This is a genomic window from Sorangium sp. So ce1335, assembly GCF_051521615.1.
Taxonomy (GTDB): Bacteria; Myxococcota_A; Polyangia; order Polyangiales; family Polyangiaceae; genus Sorangium.
This window is the reverse complement of record NZ_CP150363.1, coordinates 1,819,536-1,838,116: the sequence shown is the minus strand read 5'-3', so window position 1 is coordinate 1,838,116 and position 18,581 is coordinate 1,819,536. Positions and strand designations below refer to the sequence as shown.

Sequence of the window (18,581 nt, the reverse complement as noted above, 5' to 3'; positions counted from 1 at the left end):
GGCGTCAAGTCCATCACCCGCCTGCGATCCCCGCGCGAGCGCGCGGCAGCGAGCTCGTCAGACGTAGCGCCCGACCGCGTCGAGCAGCGCGCCAAGGTCGATGGGCTTCTTCAGGATATCGACGTGTCCGAGCTCCGTGGCGCGCGGCGCCGCACCCGCCGTGAGCACGATGACGGGGATATCGGCTATCGCGGGCGTGCGGAGCTGCTCTGCGCGGAACGCGTATCCATCCATGACGGGCATCATGAGATCGAGCACGATGAGCGCCGGTGTCGGCGCCTCGCGCAGCCTGGCCAGCGCCTCGGCGCCGTTCCCGGCCGTCATCACCTCATACCCCTCGTCCGACAGGACCTCGACGAGCGCCTCGCTGACGCCCCGATCGTCCTCGACGACGAAGATCGCGCCCGACCGCGCGGGGCCGCTCTCCACGCCATACGCCCGCTCAGGTCCGCGCGGGACATCCGCGCTGTCTCCCCCGCGCGCTCCGTTCGCGTCCATCGAAGGACCCCATAAGCCTTTCCTCTGCAGCGCGCAATTTGAATCGCGCCGCGCGGATCGAGCGTTGCGCCGACGGTCGCCTCCAGTGCGCTCATGACGGTACGCGAGGCGGGCTCGTCCGAGCCGGCGTGGAGCGCCACGGCGTGACGACGACGGTACGAGGGCTGCATACGCGTCCAGCGTGAAGGCGTCCCGCATGAACGTCGCCGTGATCTTCTATTCTCTCCACGGCGACACGGCCGCGCTGGCGGCGGCGGTCGCGCAGGGCGCCGAGCAGACCGGGGCGACGGTGCGGCTGCGGCAGGTCGCCGGCATCGGAGCGCCAGAGGACCGCTGGAGGACGAGTGAGCGGATCCGTGACACGCGCGCGTCGCTCGCGTCCGTCCCGCTCGCGCACCACGACGACCTGCTCTGGGCGGACGCCATCGCCCTCGGCTCGCCCGCGCGCTACGGCACGATGAGCGCGGAGCTCCGCCGCTTCCTCGACGGCTCGGGGCAGCTCGGCGGCGACCTCGCCGGCAAGGTGGCCTGTGCGTTCTGCTCGCCGTCGGCGATCCAGGGAGCCCAGCGCGCCGCGCTCCACGCGCTGATCGCCGCGCTCCTCCGGCACGGGCTCATCGTCCAGGCGCCCACCCGCGCGCAGATGGATCCGATGGCTCCGTGGAGCGCGGCGGCGCGGCGCGGCCCGCCGGCGGCGAGGCTCGACGAGGCGCCGGGCGGGCTCGATCTCGCCCCGGCGCGCGCCCTCGGCCGCCGGCTCGCGCAGGTCGAGCATCGGATTCACGGATAGGCGCGGAGAGTCGGACGGTCCGTCGGCCTGTGCCGTCATCGCGGCGGCGCAGCGAGCCCTGGAGTCCCGGACAAGCCCGCAGCAAATCAGCAGCATCTCACCTCGCTTTCCGGCGCGCGGGAAGAGCGCGCCCGCGATGTGCTGTTACACCTCGGTACCTCGCTACTGGTCGGAACCGATGGACCGCCAGGCAGCGCCCGACACGGGCGGCCGGCGCTCCCCCTCAGCCGTAGGCAGGAAGAAAGCGCAGCAACTCCATGAGCGCACAGGCTCAGCGAAAGAACTATCGCCCTTCGCCGCCGCGGCGCGAAGGTAGGGTGTCGAGGCTCTCCCTGAGGAGCACCGCGCAGCGGCTCGCCGCGCCCAGCCGTTCGGCGGGCGCGGAGCGGCTCCGGTTCTTCCTGCGGGTGGGCGCCTATTTCAGGGACGAGTGGGCGCGCGTCGGGGCGCTCTGCCTGCTTGTCTGCGTCTCGATCGTGATCAGCCTGCTCCAGGTGTGGCCGGTCGCGGTGATCGTGGATCTCATCTCGAGCGGGCCGCGCGAGGGGGACCTCGTCCATCGCCTCCTGCTCGCGCCGCTGCCGGACAGCCTGCTCGGCCGCGTCCTCGGGCTCGCCGCGATGACGCTCGTGCTGCGCGTGGCGCAGGAGTTCGTGGGCATGGGCCGCACCCTGCTCAACTTCCGCATCGGCTACGGCGGGCTCATGCGCGTGCGCCGCGACCTGTACCGGAAGCTCCAGGCGCTCCACATCGGCTACCACCGCGCGCAGCCGCAGGGCGACGCCCTCTACCGCCTCAACCAGGACGCGACCGGGTTCCACGGGATCCTCAACGTCGCCGTCGCGGTGCTCGGCAGCGCGCTGACGCTCGTGGTCATGCTCAGCATCATGGCCTCGCGCAGCGCGGCGCTCACGCTGCTCGCGCTCGCCATCGTGCCGCCGCTGCTCTTCACGAACATCAAGTTCGGCCGCGTGCTGCACCGGAAGTGCACCGAGGCGAAGGAGGTCGAGAGCCAGCTCACGACGTCCGTGCAGCGCTCGATGGCGTCGATCGGGCTCGTCCAGGCGTTCGGGCGCGAGGCAGACGAGGAGGCCCGGTTCCACGCGACGCTGCGCAACAGCGTGAAGGCCTGGCTGAGGCTCCACCAGGACGAGCTCCGCCACCTGCTCGCCGTGGGCTCGATCCTCGGGCTCGGCGGCGCGCTCGTGCTCGGCTACGGCGGCTACCTCGTCGTCGAGGCCCGGAGCGGCGCGGGCGACGCGGCCATGACCCTCGGCGCGCTGACGGCGTTCCTCGGCTACCTCGGCATGCTCTACGATCCGCTCTGCAAGCTGACCGGCGCCGCCGCAGCGGTGCAGGGCGGCGTCGCGGGCGCGCAGCGCGTCTTCGAGGTGCTCGACCGCGACCAGGACGTGACCGACGTCCACGACGCGGCCGCGCTGCCGCCGCAGCCGCGCACGATCTCGCTCGAGGGCGTGGGGTTCGAGTACCGCCCGGGGCACCCGGTGCTGCGCGGGCTCGACGCGACGATCCGGCCGGGCGAGATGGTCGCGTTCGTGGGCTCGGTGGGCGCCGGCAAGACGACGCTGTTCAGCCTGCTGCCGCGCTTCCACAACCCGACGCACGGCGCGCTGCGGCTCGACGGCATCGACACGCGCGCCGTCCGCGTGGCCGACCTGCGCCGGCACATCGCGCTCGTCCTCCAGGACAGCATCCTCCTGCCGACGACGATCGCGGAGAACATCGCGTACGGCCGCCCGTCCGCGACCGACGCGGAGATCCGCAGGGCGGCCGAGATGGCGGGGGCCGCGAGCTTCATCGAGGCGCTGCCGGACGGCTACGGGACGCAGATCGCCGACGGCGGGCTGAACCTGTCCGCCGGCCAGCGGCAGCGCATCGCGATAGCGCGCGCGCTCCTGTCGGACGCGCCGATCCTCGTGATCGACGAGCCGACGGACGGGCTCGACGCCGAGCACGAGCGGACGCTCGGCGAGGCGCTGCGCGCGCTGAAGGGCCAGCGGACGATCGTGCTGATGAGCCACCGCCTGAGCACCGTCGCCGACTGCGACCAGGTCTTCGTGATGGAGCGCGGCCGCATCGTCGAGCACGGCGCGCACGCGGAGCTCCTGCGGCGCGGCGGCGTCTACACGAAGATGGCGCGCTGGCAGCACCTCCACACCGGCCACGCCCACGCCGGCACCGGCCACGCGGGCGCGCGCCCCGAGCCCCGGACCGGCGCGCGCCGCTCCCACCCGGAGCTCTTCCGCGGCGACGACGCGATGATGGGCTGAGCCGGACGGAAGCAACCAGCCACGGAGCCGGGGCCGCCGCGCGCGCGGCAAGGGCGACGGCGACGGCGGCGGGTCGCGGTGAACGCCGCGACCCGCCGCGCTTTTCGGCCCGCCCGGCGCCCCGACGCGCCCCCGGACGTGATAGAAGCTCCGGGGGCGCGCGCGCGCCTGACGCCGGATCGCCATCGATGCTGCGGGCCACGAACATCGACAGCTTGAGCCGCGGGACGTTCGACGTCCTCGTCCTCGGCGCCGGGATCAACGGCGCGGTCGCGGCCGCCGCCCTCGCCGCGAGGGGCGCGAAGGTCGCGCTGATCGATCGGGGCGACTTCGCGGGGTTCACCAGCCAGGAGTCGTCGAACCTCGCCTGGGGCGGCATCAAGTACATGGAGAACTTCGAGTTTCCGCTGGTGCGGAAGCTCTGCGTCTCGAGGAACCTCCTCCTCAGGAGCTACCCCTCCTCGGTGCAGGAGATCCGGTTCTACACCGCGCACGAGCGCGGCTTCCGGCACGGGCTGTTCAAGCTCTTCCTCGGCACCTGGCTCTACTGGATCATCGGCAGCTTCTTCACGAAGATCCCCCGCCTGCTCTCCCGCAGGACGATCGCGCGGGAAGAGCCCATCATCAACCTCGACGGCTGCGACGGAGGATTCGAGTACTCCGACGCGTACCTCGTCGACAACGACGCGCGGTTCGTCTGGGGGTTCGTCCGCGCCGCGCTCGATCGCGGCGCGTGCGCCGCCAACTACGTCGAGTCGCTGGGCGCGCGGCGCGACGGCGACGCGTGGGTCACGCGGGCCCGCGACGCGCTGTCCGGCAGGGAGCTCGCCATCCGGTCGCGCGTGCTCGTGAACGCCTGCGGGCCGTTCGTCGACGCGCACAACGCGCTCACGGGGCAGCGCACGAGCCACCGTCACATCTTCTCGAAGGGCATCCACCTCATCGTGGAGCGGCTGACCCCGAGCCGGCGCGTGCTGACGTTCTTCGCCGACGACGGCCGGCTGTTCTTCGTGATCCCGATGGGCCCGAGGACGTGCATCGGCACGACCGACACGCGCGTCGAGCGCCCGGAGACCGAGGTGACGGCCGAGGACCGCCGGTTCGTGCTCTCCAACATCAACAAGCGCCTCGACCTGCCGCGGCCGCTGACCGAGGCGGACATCATCGCCGAGCGCTGCGGCGTGCGCCCCCTGGCGGTCCAGGACGGCGGCGGCGCGGCGGACTGGCTGCAGCTCTCGCGCAAGCACGTCCTCGAGGTCGACCGGGCGCAGGGCCACGTGAGCATCTTCGGCGGCAAGCTCACCGACTGCATCCACGTCGGCGACGAGGTCTGCGCCGCCGTGCGGGAGCTCGGCGTCGCGCTGCCCCGCCCGGCAGAGCGCTGGTACGGCGAGCCGGGCGAGGCGGTTCGTCAGGAGTTCTTCCACAAGGCGCGCGAGCTCGACCTCGACGCCCTCGCGCCGCGGCGCGCCTCCGAGAAGCTGAGCGCGCGCCTGTGGCGCCGCTACGGCGCCGGGGCGCTCGAGCTGCTCGAGGAGATCCGCCGCGACCCGAGGATGGCCGACGCGCTGCTCGAGGGGGTGGACGACGTGCGCTGCGAGATCGCGTACGCCGCGCGGCGCGAGATGGTCGCGAAGCTCGAGGACTTCCTCCGGCGGCGCACGAAGATCGCGCTGCTCCTCCGCCGCGAGGAGCTCGCGCGGTCGCCCGGGCTCCGGGAGGCGTGCCGGATCCTGTTCGGGGACGACGCCGACCGGCGGCTGGAGGAGTACTTCCAGGAGCGCGGCGCGCCGTCGCCCGTGCTGGCGCCCGTGGCGCCCGCCGACGCGCCCGCGGAGGCGAAGGCGCCCGCCGCGGAGCTGCCGCTCCGGTAGCGCTGCGCGTCGATTCCGTGAGGCGAAGGCGCCCGCCGCGGAGCTGCCGCTCCGGTAGCGCTGCGCGCCGCTTCCGTTCGTGGTCGAGCAGCCAGCCCCACCCGGGGGCGCCGAGGCCGCGCCCGGTCGCCGGGCGGCGCGGCGAGACCACCGCGGCGCGCTGGATTGCGCTCGTCGCGCGCCGGCAGCGGCTCCATCAGGTGTTCGATCTCGGCGACAGGGCACGTGTGCGCACCACGAATTCCGCTGCTGGTGCGCGATCATGTGAAGTGATCGAGCATCCCATGCACCATCGCTCTACATGTAGGTCGGTAAGGCGCCGCCGCGGGCATCCGCGGCTATCACCCCCTACCTCCGCCGGCGGCAACGCCTCCCTGCGTCGGCGCGCATCCGGGTGCGGCTCACGATTCGCCGCCCGCGGGGCCGCGCCGGCCTTTCGGTGTTGTCGCCCTCTCGAACGTCCCCATTCGCCAGGCTGATCCGATCGCGTGGCGCCGCTCATGGGGTGCTTGACAGGCAGGGTTGGCCGTCGGGTACGCTACCCAGTCACGATGACCGGGAGGACATGAGGAGCGTGAAAAGGATACGCGGGCGCTCCACACGGGCACGGCGGTCAGCGATGGGGGCGGCCCTGAGTCACCTCGCATGTCAAGCGCGAAGCGCGCACCGCTGGATGACATCGTGTGTGCGGCAAAACAATCAATCGGCTGCTGCTGTTCGGTCTCGTGTATTACGCTCCCTGATCAGCCTCCTGTCCTCGCGCGATCGGCGCGAGAACACCGCTTGTGGGCCTCGCCGGTCCCTCAGGACCCCGCGCGCGCCGGCGATCCTGCTCGCGGCGGCGCTGCTCATCGGGTGTTGCCTCTTGCTATTCAGCCCGCCCACCACGGCCGGCCCCGAGGCGACGCTCTATGTTTATGCGGTCACGCCGCTCCGCGCCCGCGCCCTCGAGCAGAAGATCGAGGATGCGATGCCCGGCGTCGATGTCACGGTGTTCGGCAAGCTGAGCGATTTCAAGACGGCGCTCGAGGCGAACCCGCCGAACGCGGCGCTCTCGCCGAGGCCGGTGCTGGCCTCGCTCAATCGAAGCGCCGACCTCCAGGGCTTCAAGGCGGGGAGCGACGCGGAGCAATACCTCCTCGTCTCGACGAGGTCGCTGCCCAGGGACATGCTGTCGTCCCTCAGGTACGGTATCGTCGACCTCGTCGAGCGCAAGTCGCTCCCGAAGTTCGTCGCCGGGCTCCTCGGCGTGAGCGCCGCGCCGGAGGTGCAGCGCGTCACGAAGATCGAGGATCTGCTGCAGCTCCTCCAGTTCCAGACGGCCGACGCAGTGCTTCTCCCGGAGCGGTTCCGCTCTGATTTCGAGTCCAAGAGCAAGATGAGCTTCACCATCCTCAGTCTTTCGACAGCCAAGGTAGGCCTCGTGGCGGTCACGTTCCTGAGCGATCGCCCGTCTGTCGAGCACGCGATCCGGAGGCTCCCCAAACACGTGATGGCCGATCTGGGGGTGGACGAATGGCGATGATGTCGACCCGCCGCCGGCGCTTGCTCTCGCGGGCCTCCGCCCTCGCGGTCCTGCTGCTGACCGTCAGCTGCTCGTCGGGCACGGCACAGCACGTCGCCGTGGAGCCGGCGCCGCCGCCCGAGACGCCGCCCCCGGACGGGCGGCCGGTCATCTCCGTCATCGCGCCCGCGGACTCCCAGCTCGACGAGATGCTCGAGTCGCTCCGCGTCGAGCTGTCCGATGATTACCGTGTCACCATCTCGCCGCTGCGCGTCGAGGACTCGAGCCCCGAGTTCGTGGCGCGGATCGTGGCGCGCGATCGCCCGCAGGCGGTGGTGCTCGTCAACAACTCGACCGTGCTCCTCTACCGCAACTGGGCGCGCAGCGCGCCGGCGCCGCCGGTCGCGCTGATCCTGATGGCGTCCTTCGCCGAGGAGCTCCAGCGCACCGTCCCCAACTCGGTGGCGATCTCGTACGAGGTGCCGGCGGTCACGGCCATGGTGGGGCTGCGCACGCTGGGCCTCGACGTCCGTCGCGTCGGCGTCGTGTACCGCCAGGGCTTCGCCAGCCATATCGCCCGGCAAGAAGACCTCATGCAGGTGGAGAAGCTGACGTTCGTGAGGCAGGAGCTCTCGAACAAGCCGCGCGTCCAGGACCTCCGCGCCGCATTGGTGAGGCTCCACCGCGCCGGGGTTGACGCGATCTGGCTGCCGAACGACAATGGCCTGCTGAGCCCGAACCTCCTGACGAACGTCTGGCTCCCGTATGTGGATCGGCTCGACGCGCCGGTGGTGGTGGCCGTGCGCTCGCTCGTCAACGAGCACGCGGAGTTCGGGACGTTCGCGGCCATCCCCGACACGCAGGCGCTCGCGGTCCAGGCGGCGGACCTCCTGTACGAGCTCGCGGAGGCCGACTGGAAGCTCAGGGCGTCGGACGTCCGGCTGCCCATCTCCGTGAAGCGCCTGGTCGACGTGCGGCTCGCGCGGCGGTTCGGCCTCGATTCGGGCCAGTTCGGGCAGGTCGATTATCTGATCGGGCGATGAGGGCGTATCGGGGGACACAACGAGGGAATGGAGGAGCCATGCAGATATCTGTTGATCCGGACACATGGTCTCGAAGCTACGGGCCGGCTCGGACCATGGCGCGCCCGGGCGATGGCTCGACATTCATGTCACGCCGCGGGCGTCGCGCGCGTGGCAGGCGGTCCTGGAGGACTCTGTCATGATCCGGGTGCTCGTGATCGATGACGACGACATCGCCCGCGAGGCGATGTGCGCCGTCCTGGTCAAGGCCGGTTATTACGTCTTCGAGCTGGCCACGCCCATCGGCGCGACGTCGGTCATCAAGCGCGACGGGATCACCGCGGTCGCGCTGGACATCAACATGCCGACCATCAACGGCGACAAGCTGGCCAAGCTGCTCCGGGAGAACGCGCAGCTCGCGAACCTGGGGATCGTCCTCGTCTCCGGGTGCGACATCGAGCAGCTCAGCGCGCTCGGCGAGAAGGTCGGCGCCGACGGCATCGTCTCGAAATCCAAGCTCCACGTGGCGCTCGCGCCGGCGATCGAGCGCGCCGTGGCAGCGCGCGCCGCGAAGAGCGCCACGCCGTCGTCCACGCCGTCGTCCGCGCCGTCGTCCACGTCGTCTCTCTTCTCCGGCCCTCCGTCCACGAGGCGCCCCCGATAAGCATGGTCCCCCCGAACACCCACGGGTCGCTCCGCATCAAGCTGCTGCGCCTGATCCTCGGCGCGCTGCTGCTGCTCGGCGGCGCGACGCTCCTGTCGAGCGGCGCGCTCATCTATTCCACCGATCGCGAGGTCCAGGCGAAGCGCGAGGAGGAGCTCCTGGGCAGCCTCGAGGAGAAGGCGCGCCTCCTCGGCTTCAATCAGGCGCTGGCGCTGCGCAGCCTCGTGGCGGACAACCTGTTCGGCGACGTCAAGGCGCTCATCTTCCAGACCGTCTCGGAGAACAACGACATCGCCTACGGGCTGTTCTTCGACGCGGAGAACCGGGTCTGGGCGGCGAGCGGGCTCGGCCCGGCGGCCGGCGCGAAGGACGCGCCGCCGCTCACGGCGAAGGAGCTCCAGGCGCTCGGCATCAGCACGGAGCACCACCCCCGGCCCGTGCTGAAGCGGCGGCAGAACCCGATGGGCGGCAGCGACGTCCTGGAGGTCGCAGCCCCGGTCGTCGCGGAGGGGAGCCACGCCGGGACGGTGATCTACGGCATCAGCACGAAGAGCGTCGTCGAGCGCATGATCCAGGCCCGCGACCTCGCCGCTCAGCGCCTCGTGACGACGCTGGGGCTGATCGGGGCGCTGATCCTCGGCAGCGTCGCGGCCAGCTATTTCCTCGTCAAGCGGGTCGCCGTCCACATCACGGAGCCGCTGTTCGCGCTGCGGTCGGCGGCGGGGGCCATCGCCAGCGGGCTGCGCTCGAACGCGCCCGGGACCGAGGCGAGCGGCGTCGAGCGGAAGGAGTGGGAGCGCGTCCGGATCAAGAGCGGCGACGAGCTCGAGCTCCTGGGCGAGGCGTTCAACAGCATGGTCGAGGCGAACGAGCAGGCGTTCGAGGAGCTGCGGATCAAGACCGAGCAGGCCCTCGAGGCGTCGCGGCTGAAGAGCGAGTTCCTCGCCAACATGAGCCACGAGATCCGGACCCCGATGAACGGGATCCTCGGGGTCATCCGGCTCATGCAGAACCAGCCGCTCGACGGCAAGATGCGGCGTTACGTGGAGACCGTCGACGCCTCCGCGAACACGCTCATGGCGATCATCAACGACGTCCTCGACTTCTCGAAGCTCGAGGCCGGCAAGTACGTGGCGCAGCACGTCCAGTACGATCTGCGCCTCGTCGTCCAGGAGGTCGCGGAGCTGATGGCGAGCCAGGCGCACGAGAAGGGGCTCGAGCTCGTCTACCGCGTGGAGCGCCGCGTCCCCACCGGCGTCGTGGGCGACCCCGACCGGTTCCGCCAGGTGCTGACCAACCTCGTCGGCAACGCGATCAAGTTCACCGATCGCGGCGAGGTGCTCGTCGACGTCGCGGCGCCTCAGCAGGACGCGGCGTCGGCCACCGTCAAGCTGGCCGTCGTGGACACCGGCCCCGGCATCGCCCCCGACGACCAGAAGAAGCTCTTCGCCGCCTTCACGCAGGTGGACGGCTCGATGGTCCGCAACCACGGCGGCACGGGCCTCGGGCTGGCGATCAGCAAGCACCTCGTGGAGGTCATGGGCGGCGAGATCGGCGTCGAGAGCACGCCGGGGCAGGGCAGCCGCTTCTGGTTCACGATCAAGGTCGGCGTCACGTCCGAGGGAGAGCAGATCCGCTCCGCCGAGTGGGCGAGCGGGCGCCGCGCGCTCGTCGTGGAGATCAGCAAGAGCTGGCGCGACGTCGTCGTCGAGCACCTCGTGGCCTGGGGCTTCAACGCCGAGTCCACGGCCTCCGGCAGGGACGCCATCAACCGGCTCGAGCTCGCGCTGCTCGAGAACCGGCCGTTCAGCGCCGCCGTCGTCGGCGTGCAGATGAACGACGTCGGCCTCGAGGAGTTCCTCCGCACCATCCAGTCGGTGCCAGGGCTGCAAACGCTGCCCGTCGTGGCGCTCTACCACATGGGGTCGAGCGTGGCGCTGAGCGGGCTCGACTCCACACTTGTCACGCAGCTCCCGAAGCCGCTCCGCGTCTCCGAGCTCTACAACACGCTGCAGAGCGCGCTCACCGGCGCCAAGATCGCGCCCGTCAGCAAGCCCGGCGTGGAGCCGGGCAAGATCGCGAGCAAGCTCCCGGTGCTCGTCGTCGACGACAACGAGATCAACCGCTACGTCGCGATGGAGCAGGTGGAGCAGCTCGGCCTGCGCGTGGAGACGGCGTGCAACGGCCTCGAGGCCGTCGAGTGCGTCAAGCGCAAGCAGTATGTCGCCGTCCTCATGGACTGCCAGATGCCGGTCATGGACGGATACACCGCGACGCAGAAGATCCGCGAGTGGGAGAGCGCGAAGAACCGCCACACGGTGATCATCGCGCTCACGGCGCACGCGCTGGTCGGCGAGCGGGACCGGGTGCTCGCCGCGGGGATGGACGACTACCTGGCCAAGCCGGTGCGGCCCCAGTCGCTGCAGAAGACCCTGTGGCGGCACGTGGTGCTGCACCGGGACGAGCCGGAGCCGGCGCCTCTCTCCGCGAGCGGCGCCAGGCTGCCGGCGCTCCTCCACGTCCTCGACCCCGAGGTCCCGCGCTCGCGCAAGCTGATCGAGCTCGTCCTCAGGAACGTGCCGGGGCAGCTCGAGCACCTGGACGCGTCCGTCGGGAAGGCGGAAGCCGCCGAGGTGAAGGCGAGCGCGCACAAGCTGAAGGGCAGCATGCTCTCGATCGGCGCGTCGCGCGTCGCCGAGCTCGCGGAGAAGATGCAGCTCGCCGCCGGGCGCGGCGAGCTCCCGAAGACAGGCGATCTGGAGCAGATACGGCAGGAGTTCGATGCCGTCAGCGTCGCCCTGAGGGAGGAGCTCGCCTCGACCGCCCAGGCGACGACGTGACGAATTGCGCCCGTTCTTCGATGATCCAAGGCTCAGAACGAACCGTACCCGCATGACCTTTGTCTCGCTCGAAGCCAAGTCGATGATTGCCCTGGTGATCGCCGCGATGCCAGCCGTCGCCTGGGCGCAGCCGACGGCCGCGACCGCCCCGGGAGATCCGAAGGCCGCGGGGAAGGAGCACAGCAACGACGCGCTCGAGGACGTCGACCTGCTGCGGCTGCTCGACGTCGAGGTGTCCACGGCGACCAAGACGCTGGAGACGCTGGACGACGCGCCTGCCGTCGTGACGGCGATCACCGCGGAGGAGATCCGCCGCTGGGGGTATGCGAGCGTCGGCGAGGTGCTCAAGCACGTCGTCGGGTTCTACCTCATCGACGATCACATCCTGCCGAACGCCGGCGTGCAGGGCATGACGGGCGGGCTGGGGGCCGAGAGCGGCGGCATCAAGGTCATGATCGACGGGCGCTCGGTGGCGTTCCGGACCACCAGCGGCAACTGGCTCGGAACGGAGCTGATCCCGCTGTCCGCCATCAAGCAGATCGAGGTCGTCCGCGGCCCGGCGTCGGCGCTCTACGGCGCGGACGCGTTCCTCGGGGTCGTCAACATCATCACCCTCTCGCCGGACGAAATCCCCTTCGCCGACGGCACCGCGCGCGTCGGCGTGGCGGGAGAGCACCTGAGCGGCGGCCTCGACGTGGTGGGAGGGCTGTCCACCGGCCGCTTCGACATGATGCTGACCGCCGCGGCGACGCTCGGCGATCGAAGCGGCCTGGAGATGCCCATCGAGTCTCCGGCCCCCCGCGTGCCGGCGTACAACGAGGGACGCACGATCGCCGAGAACCTCAGGCGGTCGGCGGCGGTGCTCGGCTCGCGCCTCGCGTTTCGCGATCCTGAGCGCGGCCATCACCTCATGGTCAGCGCCTACTGGTCGGCCTTCAAGCGCGGCGGCGACTTCGCGCAATGGGCGCAGCTCACCGGCGGAACGGACGACGATGGGAACCCGGCCGGCACCGTGGTCAACCTGCAGCAGCACCGCGTCGCGGTCGACGGGCTCTTGCAGCTCAACCGGGAGTTCGCGCTCGCGGTGCAGGGGATGTACTTTCAAGGCCGCGTCCTCCCGGAGGACCGCATCGACGTCGCCGGCGGCTGGTACTACATCGAGCGGCGCATGGCCTACCGGGGCGTCGACGCCAACATCGAGCTCCGGTGGGTCCCCTGGAGCCGCTTCAACGTCATCCTGAACCTGGAGTCGATCTACGACAAAGAGGATCTGCCCTCCTTCCGTCGGGTCAGCAAGGACACGGGACAGGCGTTCGGCTCGCTGGAGCGCGAGCGGCTCTCGACCGAGCTCGTCGATATCGGCGCGCTGCTCAGCGCCAACCTCAAGGTGCTCGATCCGTGGCTGAAGCTGACGGGGGGCTTCCGCTACGATCACCACAGCAAGTACGAGGGTCAGCTCACCGGCCGCTTCGGGGCGACCTCGCACCTCGGCAAGAGCGTCGTGGCCAAGCTGCTGTACGGCAGCGCCTTCAAGGCGCCGTCCCCGTACCTGCTGTACGCCGAGCCGCTCGTGCCGGGCGACGTGATCGGGAACGCGGGGCTGAAGCCTCAGCTCATCCACACCGTGGACGCCGAGGTGACGTGGCGGCCCCGCCCCTGGGCCTCGGCGAGCACGGGGGTGTCCTATAACCGCCTGCACGACAAGGCGGAGTTCGTCCCGCGAGGCATCAACCAGACGGCCGTCAACGTCTCCAGCCAGACGTCGCTGACCTGGTCGGCTCGCGCCGAGCTGCGGAACGGCGACGCCTACGGCGGTTACGGCTCGTTCGAGACCGTGCACTCCACCCGCGACTCCGGCCAGGTGGGATACCAGGCGGAGCTCGTCGGCCCGGAGATGGTCGCCTACCCGCGCTGGATGGCCCGGGCCGGTGCCTACGTGAAGCTGCCGTCGCCGAGCGCCATCCCGCTCGAGCTCTCGACGCAAGGTATCCTCGTTGGGCCCCGGCGCGCCGCGGACGCGAGCATCCTGGAGCACGGCGGCAGCTTCGACCTGCCCACGTACCTCTGGTGGAACGCCAGCCTCGTCGCGCGCAACCTGTGGGTCATCCCGGGTCACGAGACGACGGTGGCAGTGCGCGCCAAGAACATCCTCGGCGCGAGCGGGCCGGACCCTGGGTTCTCGGGCTTCGAGTACCCGCTGGCGCCGCGCGAGATCTTCCTCGAGCTACGACACCGTTACTGAGTTACTGAGTCGCGCCGATCGAGGCGAGGAAGTCGTTGTAGGCGCCGACCTTGCCCGCCGGGACGACATCGAGACCGATGTTGAACCGTCCGTTCTCGGTCATCCGGGGCGCGAGGATCTTCGTGGTCGCCTCGAGGCCGAGGCGCTTGATGCCGTAGAGGATGTACGGCACGAGGTACCCCGCGTAATACTGCCGCTGGACGTGCGTGGCCCGGATGCGGCCCTCGCGCATGTAGTCGACGGTCTTCGGATCGAAGTCGAAGGCGACGACGGGGAGGTCCAGCCTGTCCGCGGCCTCGGCGGCCATCGCGCACCAGTACGAGACGCTGAACAGGCCGAGCACCCCCACGGCGGGCGGGTCAGCGGTCTCGATCAGCTCGCTCAACGATGCGATGTCCGCGGCCTCGCCCCCTTCCTGCCAGGTGACCGAACGCACCGCGGTCCTGTAACCGGCCTCCTCGAGCGCGCGCCGGGCCCCGTCCGTTCGCGCCAGCCCGTCGCTCCAGGTCGGGTCGGTGTTGCCGTGGATGACCACCGTGCCCGGCGCCGGGGGCAGCATCCCGAGCAGGGTCTTCGCTGCCATCTGCCCGGCCGACGCGCTGAGGGTGCCGACGTAGATCGACCGCTTCGACGTCGCCAGGTCCGAGTCGAGCGTCACGACGTCGACCCCCTTGGCGACGGCTTCATCGATGGCGGCCGCGTTGGCGTCGCCGAAGGGCGAGATGCCGATCCCCTCGGCGCCGTCCGCCACCGTCTGCTCGATCTGCTGGTTCTGGAGCGCCATCTTCTCCTGCTGATCGCCCATCTGGAACGGGGGCCCGACGACGTTCCCCGTGACCCCGAGCTCGCCCATGGCGCGGTTCGCCCCCGTGGTGATCGGCGCGAAGAACCCGCCGAGGGCCTTCAGCAGGACCGTCATCTGCATCGGCTCGATCGGCCCCTCGTTGATCTCGGTCACCAGATCGTCGACCGTCGCCTCGAGCTCCACCGGGTTGAACTCGTTCTCGGGCATCGGCAGCCGCTTGATGGGCTGGGCGTTCTCGCCCGCGCCGGGCGCGTCGCTCGAGCCGCACGCCGCCGTCAGCAGCGCCAGCCCGAAGGCCGACCCCCATCGACAAGTCGTTCTCATCACACCCATCCTCGTTCTCGATTGGCTCGGTCGCCCGCGGCCCCCGCGCGCGCGTCGAGCTCAGGGCGAGATCAGTTCGGGCCGCCGCAGTTGACGGGGACCGGCGCCTGATCGACGAACTCGTGGTCCTCGATGGTCCACCGCTGCATGAAGTAGTGCACGTTCGCCCCGTACTGATCGAACTGGTATTCGGCGGCTGCTCCGACGTAACGGAGCCGGGTACCGGCGCGGAGCCTCTCCATCGCCGCCTTCAGGTCCCGCCACGAGGCGGGCTCGTTCTCCGGCTCGTTGAGCTCGCGAATGATGTTCTGCAGCTCATGTCCGGACAGCGGCATCGTCTTGCCCGTCGCCTGGGCGTACACGAGGCCCATCGCGATGAGGACGACGCCGTCGTAGTAGAAGTGGGACGCCGGCAGCGGCGCCTCGCCGTCCCACCGGCGGGTGAAGTGCCCGCCGAAGGCGGCGGCGTTCTCGGCCGTGCAGTCGACCGTCCCCGCGTCCACGGAAAGGCACTCGCTCCGCAGGCTGAGCGAGGGCGAGACCCCGATGTAGCCGTCGAGGGAGCCCGTCGGGATGTTGGCGAGGAGCACCTCGGTGCGCAGCGCGGGACCGAGCAGCCACGTGCCCGGCAGCCCGGAGACGGTCCACTCGGTCACGATGGTCGAGGCCGTCGCGGGATAGGCGGCCAGCAGCGTTCGGTCGGCGTCCGACGCGAAGGCGGACTCGATCTTGCTCGTGTACGTCGGCTCGCCCGACCTGAACGTCACCGAGGGGAGGACCCTGCCCTGGGACGCCGCGAACTGGGTCGTGAACTCGCTGCGGACGCTGGTGTTGTAGTCGTCCGTCGCGGCGAGGGTGTTCACGGTCTCGATGCCGTCGCGAACGGCGATCATCGCCAGCGTGCAGCCGACGTGGAACGGGGACGGCGCGAGCCGCATCCAGCCGCCCCTCGTCTCGCTGCGCGCGATGGAGGGCGCGGCGTACCCGGGGAGCATGTGGAACACGTCGAGCCCCTTGACGTCCTGCGCGATCTCCCGGGCGAGCGCGTTCTCCTCGGGCCCGATCAGGTAGGAGACCTGATCGTTGTAGAGCAGCGCGAGGAGCTGCTGAAACCCGCGATCCGTGCTGGAGTAGCTGTCGCGGCTGCTGGAGTGGCTGTCACGGCTGCGGAGATCGAACGGCCTCCCGTCGAGCCCCCCCGCGGCGTTCACGTCCTCGATCGCGAGCAACATCGCCTGCTCGAGGTTGCGGCCGATGGCCGACTCGCTGCCGGAGAACGGCAAGAGCGCCCCGATGACCACCGCGTCCTCGGGGTGCGCAGGCGCCGTCTGCGAGCACGACGCCGAGAGCAGGGACGCAAGTCCCACGAACAGCCCGGTCTTCATGCAACGCATGTGTCGTCCGAGGTGAGAGAGCCACATGCCGGTCCGTTGGAAGCGATGCAAGAGCGGCAGCCCCCTCGCAGGTAAAGGCTTGACCTTCGAGACGATCACATCGCATCGAGGACCGATCGTCAAGGGGCACGCGCCTCGTGTAGCGCTCGCGGCCACACCGAGGGCGTGACCTCCAGCTTCCGTCATGGCGCCGCGCTCCAGGGACATCGTCGGCGGCAGCGGGCCGGCCCCGGCGCGCTCGCGCTGCGCGCCCCCGCCGGCGCCGCGCGACCTCGCTGTCTCGATCTGCTCCTTCATCCAGGCGACGTCTGCGCCCTCGTCGCCCCAGTCGACGTGACGCACCACGACCGTGTGACCGGCTGCCTCGATCGCGCGCCGGGCCCCGTCCGTTCGATCCAGCCCGTCGGCCCAGGTCGGGTCGGTGCTGCCGTGGAGGATCACCGTCCCCGGCTCCGAGGGCAGCAGATCGACCAGGGTCTTCCCTGCCGTGGTCGCGCGCGGCCCCCCTCCCCGCGCGGAGTCAAGCCTGCGGCGGGCTCATCTCCATGGCTCGCAGGTGACGGCGACGGGATCGAGATCGATGAACCTGTCGCCGTCGATCGTCCACTTCTGCATGAAGTGATGCTGATTTGCCCCGTACTTGTCGAACTCGTACTCGGCGGCCGCCCCGACGTACCGCAAGGGGATCCCCGCGCGGAGCCTCTCCATCGCCGTCTTCAGATCCCGCCACGAGGCGGGCTCGTTCTCCGGCTTGTTGAGCTCGCGAATCACCTCCCGCAGCTCATGCCCGGAGGAAGGGATCGCCCCGCTCTTCGCCTCGGCGTACGCGAGGCCCATCGCGACGAGGACGACGCCGTCGTAATAGAAGTGGGACGCTGGCAGCGGCGCCTCGCCGTCCCACCGGCGGGAGAAGTGCACGATGAAGGCGTCGGCGTTCTCGGTCGTGCAGCGGACCGTCGCCTCGTCCACGGAACGGCACTCGCTCCGCAGGCTGAGCGAGGGCGAGACCCCGATGTAGCCGTCGAGGGTGCCTGTAGGGATGTTGGCGAGGAGCACCTCGGTGCGCAGCGCGGGACCGAGCAACCACGTGCCCGGGCGCCCCGTGCCGGCCCACTCGGTGACGATGGTCGAGGCCGTCGCGGGGTAGGCGGCCAGGAGCGTGCGGCCGGCGCTCGACGCGAAGACGGACTCGATCTTGCTCGTGTACGTCGGCTCGCCCGACCTGAACGTCACCGAGGGGAGGATCCTGCCCTCGAGCGCCGCGAAATGGGTCGTGAAGCTGCTGCGCACGCTCTCGTTGTAGTCGTCCCGCGCGGCGAGGCTGTTCACGCTGCCGATGCCCTCGCGAACGGCGGTGAGCGCCAGCGCGCAGCCGACATCGAACGGGGACGGCGCGAGCCGCATCCAGCCGCCCCTCGTCTCGCTGCGCGCGACCGAGGGCGCGGCGTACCCCGGCAGCATGTGGAGCACGTCGCGCGCCTTCACGTCCTGCGCGATCTCGCGGGCGAGCACGTTCTCCTCCGGCCCTATCAGATAGGCCACCTGATCGGTGTAGAGGAGCTCGACGAGCTGCTCGAACCCGCGCTCCCGGCTCGAGTGGCTGTCGCGGCTCCGGAGCTCGAACGGCCTCCCGTCGAGCCCTCCCGCGGCGTTCAGGTCGCCGATCGCGAGCAACATCGCCTGCTCCAGGTTGCGGCCGATGGCCGACTCGCTGCCGGAGAACGGCAAGAGCGCCCCGAGGACGACAGCGTCCTCGGGGCGATCGGGCGCTGTCTGCGAGCACGACGCAGAGAGCAGAGACGCGAGTCCCATGAGCGCCCCGGCCTCCACGCCGCGCGCGCGCCGTCCGAGATCTGTGAGCCACATGCCGGTTCGACCAGAGCGACGCAAAGCGGCAGGCCTCCCCCCAAGGTACAGCCTTGATCTTCGCGGGGATGACATCCCATCGAAGACCGATCGTCAAGAGGGATGGAGGCAAACACGGACGGATGGAGTCGATACAGCAAACGTAAGCTGGCACCGTCGTGCAACCCGGATCACAGCAGCCGACATCCCGCTTCGAGCCGCTGTTCGCGCCCGCGGATCGCGGTCCTCAGGGCGAGAGGTGAGCGTCACCACGAGGAGCGAGCGCCCCTGCGTAAGGCGATGTACCCCGCCGGCGACCCGCGCCCTCAGGTCCGCACCGGTGCGCTCTTGTAGCCTTCACGCGGCCCCCTCGCCGACGTCTCGACACGTGAGTGATCAGCTGTGTTGTGCCTTTCATGGACATGGGTGAGCTCGCCCGTCCGCTTCGATGATCCCGTGGTCCCTTGACAGGGTGAATCAGCGTATGG

At 70.4% G+C, this 18,581-nt stretch carries 13 protein-coding genes; 9 read left to right on the top strand and 4 right to left on the bottom strand.

Features of this window, described 5'->3' with window-relative positions; genetic code table 11:
• Positions 1-57: 57 nt before the first annotated feature.
• Positions 58-498, bottom strand: a complete 441-nt coding sequence (locus tag WMF24_RS06785; RefSeq protein WP_437735538.1) for a response regulator — start codon at positions 496-498, stop codon at positions 58-60.
• Positions 499-694: 196 nt separating this feature from the next.
• On the opposite strand from WMF24_RS06785, the gene WMF24_RS06780 reads away from it, so the two are divergent.
• The 8 genes from WMF24_RS06780 to WMF24_RS06745 all read left to right on the top strand — a co-directional run bounded on the left by WMF24_RS06780 (position 695) and on the right by WMF24_RS06745 (position 13,725).
• Positions 695-1,288 carry a flavodoxin family protein gene (locus WMF24_RS06780; RefSeq protein WP_437735537.1) on the top strand — a complete coding sequence of 198 codons (594 nt, stop codon included), beginning with the start codon at positions 695-697 and terminating at the stop codon, positions 1,286-1,288.
• A 317-nt stretch (positions 1,289-1,605) separates the two neighbouring features.
• A complete protein-coding gene (locus WMF24_RS06775; RefSeq protein WP_437735536.1) occupies positions 1,606-3,579 on the top strand; it encodes an ABC transporter ATP-binding protein in 1,974 nt (657 codons plus the stop codon).
• Positions 3,580-3,767: 188 nt separating this feature from the next.
• Positions 3,768-5,453 carry a glycerol-3-phosphate dehydrogenase/oxidase gene (locus WMF24_RS06770; RefSeq protein ID WP_437735535.1) on the top strand — a complete coding sequence of 562 codons (1,686 nt, stop codon included), beginning with the start codon at positions 3,768-3,770 and terminating at the stop codon, positions 5,451-5,453.
• An 865-nt stretch (positions 5,454-6,318) separates the two neighbouring features.
• On the top strand, positions 6,319-6,978 hold the full coding sequence (locus WMF24_RS06765) for a hypothetical protein (RefSeq protein ID WP_437735534.1): 660 nt from the start codon (positions 6,319-6,321) through the stop codon (positions 6,976-6,978).
• Complete coding sequence (locus tag WMF24_RS06760) at positions 6,975-8,000, top strand: hypothetical protein (protein ID WP_437735533.1); 1,026 nt, start codon at positions 6,975-6,977, stop codon at positions 7,998-8,000. Before WMF24_RS06765 ends, WMF24_RS06760 begins: the two co-directional genes overlap by 4 nt.
• 64 nt (positions 8,001-8,064) lie before the next feature.
• Positions 8,065-8,643, top strand: coding sequence for a response regulator (locus WMF24_RS06755; RefSeq protein WP_437735532.1), 579 nt, complete (start codon positions 8,065-8,067; stop codon positions 8,641-8,643).
• A gap of 2 nt (positions 8,644-8,645) precedes the next feature.
• Positions 8,646-11,483 (top strand): ATP-binding protein, encoded by a 2,838-nt coding sequence (locus WMF24_RS06750; RefSeq protein WP_437735531.1) that lies wholly within the window; start codon positions 8,646-8,648, stop codon positions 11,481-11,483.
• A gap of 52 nt (positions 11,484-11,535) precedes the next feature.
• Positions 11,536-13,725: a TonB-dependent receptor plug domain-containing protein gene (locus tag WMF24_RS06745; protein ID WP_437735530.1), complete on the top strand. Its 2,190-nt coding sequence runs from the start codon at positions 11,536-11,538 to the stop codon at positions 13,723-13,725.
• A gap of 1 nt (position 13,726) precedes the next feature.
• Here WMF24_RS06745 and WMF24_RS06740 read toward each other — a convergent pair whose 3' ends face one another.
• Both WMF24_RS06740 and WMF24_RS06735 read right to left on the bottom strand, forming a co-directional pair.
• Positions 13,727-14,854, bottom strand: coding sequence for a substrate-binding domain-containing protein (locus tag WMF24_RS06740; RefSeq protein ID WP_437735529.1), 1,128 nt, complete (start codon positions 14,852-14,854; stop codon positions 13,727-13,729).
• 71 nt (positions 14,855-14,925) lie between these two features.
• Positions 14,926-16,248, bottom strand: coding sequence for an ABC transporter substrate-binding protein (locus WMF24_RS06735; RefSeq protein ID WP_437735528.1), 1,323 nt, complete (start codon positions 16,246-16,248; stop codon positions 14,926-14,928).
• Positions 16,249-16,432: 184 nt separating this feature from the next.
• Between WMF24_RS06735 and WMF24_RS06730 the strand changes: the two genes are divergently transcribed.
• Positions 16,433-16,585: a hypothetical protein gene (locus WMF24_RS06730; RefSeq protein WP_437735527.1), complete on the top strand. Its 153-nt coding sequence runs from the start codon at positions 16,433-16,435 to the stop codon at positions 16,583-16,585.
• Between the two features lie 200 nt (positions 16,586-16,785).
• On the opposite strand, the gene WMF24_RS06725 is transcribed toward WMF24_RS06730, so the two are convergent.
• On the bottom strand, positions 16,786-18,060 hold the full coding sequence (locus tag WMF24_RS06725; protein ID WP_437735526.1) for an ABC transporter substrate-binding protein: 1,275 nt from the start codon (positions 18,058-18,060) through the stop codon (positions 16,786-16,788).
• Positions 18,061-18,581: the final 521 nt, after the last annotated feature.

Excerpts from the sequence above, each read along its gene's own strand:
- WMF24_RS06740 (WP_437735529.1), bottom strand. The coding sequence starts at position 14,854 with ATGAGAACGACTTGTCGATGGGGGTCGGCCTTCGGGCTGGCGCTGCTG.
- WMF24_RS06770 (WP_437735535.1), top strand. The coding sequence starts at position 3,768 with ATGCTGCGGGCCACGAACATCGACAGCTTGAGCCGCGGGACGTTCGAC.
- WMF24_RS06750 (WP_437735531.1), top strand. The coding sequence starts at position 8,646 with ATGGTCCCCCCGAACACCCACGGGTCGCTCCGCATCAAGCTGCTGCGC.
- WMF24_RS06755 (WP_437735532.1), top strand. The coding sequence starts at position 8,065 with ATGGTCTCGAAGCTACGGGCCGGCTCGGACCATGGCGCGCCCGGGCGA.
- WMF24_RS06725 (WP_437735526.1), bottom strand. The coding sequence starts at position 18,060 with ATGGGACTCGCGTCTCTGCTCTCTGCGTCGTGCTCGCAGACAGCGCCC.
- WMF24_RS06735 (WP_437735528.1), bottom strand. The coding sequence starts at position 16,248 with ATGCGTTGCATGAAGACCGGGCTGTTCGTGGGACTTGCGTCCCTGCTC.
- WMF24_RS06785 (WP_437735538.1), bottom strand. The coding sequence starts at position 498 with ATGGACGCGAACGGAGCGCGCGGGGGAGACAGCGCGGATGTCCCGCGC.
- WMF24_RS06780 (WP_437735537.1), top strand. The coding sequence starts at position 695 with ATGAACGTCGCCGTGATCTTCTATTCTCTCCACGGCGACACGGCCGCG.
- WMF24_RS06730 (WP_437735527.1), top strand. The coding sequence starts at position 16,433 with ATGGCGCCGCGCTCCAGGGACATCGTCGGCGGCAGCGGGCCGGCCCCG.
- WMF24_RS06760 (WP_437735533.1), top strand. The coding sequence starts at position 6,975 with ATGATGTCGACCCGCCGCCGGCGCTTGCTCTCGCGGGCCTCCGCCCTC.
- WMF24_RS06745 (WP_437735530.1), top strand. The coding sequence starts at position 11,536 with ATGACCTTTGTCTCGCTCGAAGCCAAGTCGATGATTGCCCTGGTGATC.